This is a genomic window from Hydrocoleum sp. CS-953 (assembly GCF_002260545.1).
In the GTDB taxonomy this organism is placed as follows: Bacteria; Cyanobacteriota; Cyanobacteriia; order Cyanobacteriales; family Microcoleaceae; genus Trichodesmium.
This window is the reverse complement of the sequence record NZ_LGSU01000182.1, coordinates 1-2,357: the sequence shown is the minus strand read 5'-3', so window position 1 is coordinate 2,357 and position 2,357 is coordinate 1. Positions and strand designations below refer to the sequence as shown.

The 2,357-nt window shown below is 35.5% G+C and carries 3 protein-coding genes and 1 pseudogene; all 4 read right to left on the bottom strand.

Going from position 1 to position 2,357, the window contains the following annotated elements:
• Window positions 1-133: 133 nt before the first annotated feature.
• A pseudogene (locus AFK68_RS40855) lies at window positions 134-499 on the bottom strand (aldo/keto reductase); the annotation flags it as partial.
• Window position 500: 1 nt separating this feature from the next.
• The coding region (locus tag AFK68_RS01480) for an aldo/keto reductase (protein ID WP_094671072.1) at window positions 501-1,522 on the bottom strand (1,022 nt) is incomplete at its 3' end.
• The gene (locus AFK68_RS44035) at window positions 1,522-1,866 is read right to left on the bottom strand and encodes an AP2 domain-containing protein (RefSeq protein ID WP_371357194.1); all 345 of its coding nucleotides are present in this window, start codon (window positions 1,864-1,866) and stop codon (window positions 1,522-1,524) included. The genes AFK68_RS01480 and AFK68_RS44035, both read right to left, overlap by 1 nt.
• Window positions 1,867-1,887: 21 nt before the next feature.
• The coding region (locus AFK68_RS44030) for an HNH endonuclease (protein ID WP_371357193.1) at window positions 1,888-2,033 on the bottom strand (146 nt) is incomplete at its 3' end.
• Window positions 2,034-2,357: the final 324 nt, after the last annotated feature.

The following is a 2,357-nucleotide window of genomic DNA, read 5'->3' as shown; positions in this document are numbered from 1 at the left end:
TATTCTACTTTTATCAACGATCGCCTCTATCATTATGAAGCTCGTTACGTTAAAAGTGGTACAGATGAAGTGTTAGCAATTGTCCGTGAAAAAACAGTCCGAAAACATTAAATCAATGAAAGTAATAAAAAAATTAACTTTGAGACAAACGTTCTACTGGTGTTCCTCCTAGTAGTTGATGAGTATCTTGAATAATATTTGGAATTTTATCAACATGGGGACTCTTGGCAAGACATTTACTCAAATCATATTTTTCTACTTGTTCAGCATTTGCACCAGGAAACCAATGACTACCATTACCCAATAAGTTATAGCGCATCTTAGCATATTCCAACATATCGTAGGCGATCGCCAAATTTCTTAACCATAAAATCACAGGAATATTAATATTTCCAGGAGTATTTTCTGGAGTAGGCAAACCAATATGCCAAGTTTTGCACCAATTTTCTCCCAGTTGAGCGATCGCTTCTTGGTCTAGTCTGATTAATATGGGTGGTAGNCCATTACCCAATAAGTTATAGCGCATCTTAGCATATTCCAACATATCGTAGGCGATCGCCAAATTTCTTAACCATAAAATCACAGGAATATTAATATTTCCAGGAGTATTTTCTGGAGTAGGCAAACCAATATGCCAAGTTTTGCACCAATTTTCTCCCAGTTGAGCGATCGCTTCTTGGTCTAGTCTGATTAATATGGGTGGTAGTATCTCATCTGCTTTATCTAAAAATTCTAATGTTTTTAAGTGTTCATCAAAATCTGTTGGTTTTGATGCTCCCAAACTCAATGTATTGACTTGGGGATGACTCAAACAAAATAAATTGTTAAACACTATAGGACTAAGTGGATAGCATAAATCTATTAATTTCTGTGGTGGTTGATACAGTTTACCACCCTTATCAGAAGGACTAATAATAAATACTCCCATATCAAACTTTTTAGCAGTTTCTATTGCCGACCAATTACTTTGATTAATGTAGTACCAGTGTAGGTTAACATAGTCAAATTGATTTGTTTGTATAGTTTTAATTATCACATCAGTAGGACCATGAGTCGAGAAACCAATAAATCTGACTTTTCCCTCCCTCTGTAATTTTCTAGCTATATCTAAACAACCTCCTGGTCTAATAGAGTAGTTTAATAGTTCTAAGGTATTAATCCCATGTATGCCCAGCAAATCAATATATTCTAGTTGTAAAAATTGGAGAGACTGCTGAAACTTACCTTCAAATTCTTGGGGATCGGCGCTTGGACTAACTTTTGTTTGAACAATCAATTTTTCCCGTAGTAGTTTGGGTAAAATTTCTCCCAGTTGCATTTCAGATGTACCATAACCACGAGCTGTTTCTATATGGTTAATGCCACATTCTAGGGAGCGACGAATTGTATTTTCTAAGTTTTCTTGATTATTTGGTGGAATTTGATTTTTAGGAACATCTTGCCATTGATATTGATACCTCATTCCACCACAGGAAAATACTGGCATTGATAATTCTGTTCGCCCGAAGCGTCGATATTGCATTATCTATCTCTATTAATTTCTAGGGAAGGTTCTTCTATTATTTCTACATTATTTGTAGCAAAATTTGTTCTAGCTAGAGAACCATAATACTTTCTTGCTGCTTCATCATAAGCAATAGCTGCATCTTTTTCCACCTCAAAACGACCTAAACGTATTTGCTTTTTGTAAACTTTAATTTCTGCTATCCATTTACGTTTATCTTTACACCAATACACTCCTCGGTATTTAGATGAATGTTTGACACTAGGTCTCCTGTGCATTCGCGCACTTCCTTTAACTAAGCGTAAATTTTCTCGCTGATTATCTAGTTTATTGTGATTAATATGATAAACAGATACACCCATAGGAGCATCCATAATCACTCNTCTTTACACCAATACACTCCTCGGTATTTAGATGAATGTTTGACACTAGGTCTCCTGTGCATTCGCGCACTTCCTTTAACTAAGCGTAAATTTTCTCGCTGATTATCTAGTTTATTGTGATTAATATGATAAACAGATACACCCATAGGAGCATCCATAATCACTCTGTGCATATAGATAGTGGTTCTTTTGTCATCTTTTTTTATTGTTCTGGCAGCAAACCCGTCTATCAAATACCATTTATATTTTGATAATTCTTCATAGTCTTGTTCATCGACTATTACTACCTGCCCTCTAGTAATTAAGATTTCTTTAGACATTGTTTCAGCCTTCTTGTTTTATTAACTTTAAAAAAATAACTAATCTTTTCGGACTGCTTTTTAGTTGGGGTCGAGGGGCACATAGGCACCACCAGCTTTGAGTATTCCTAACAGACCCACTATCATCTCGACTGAGCGCTCTACACAGAT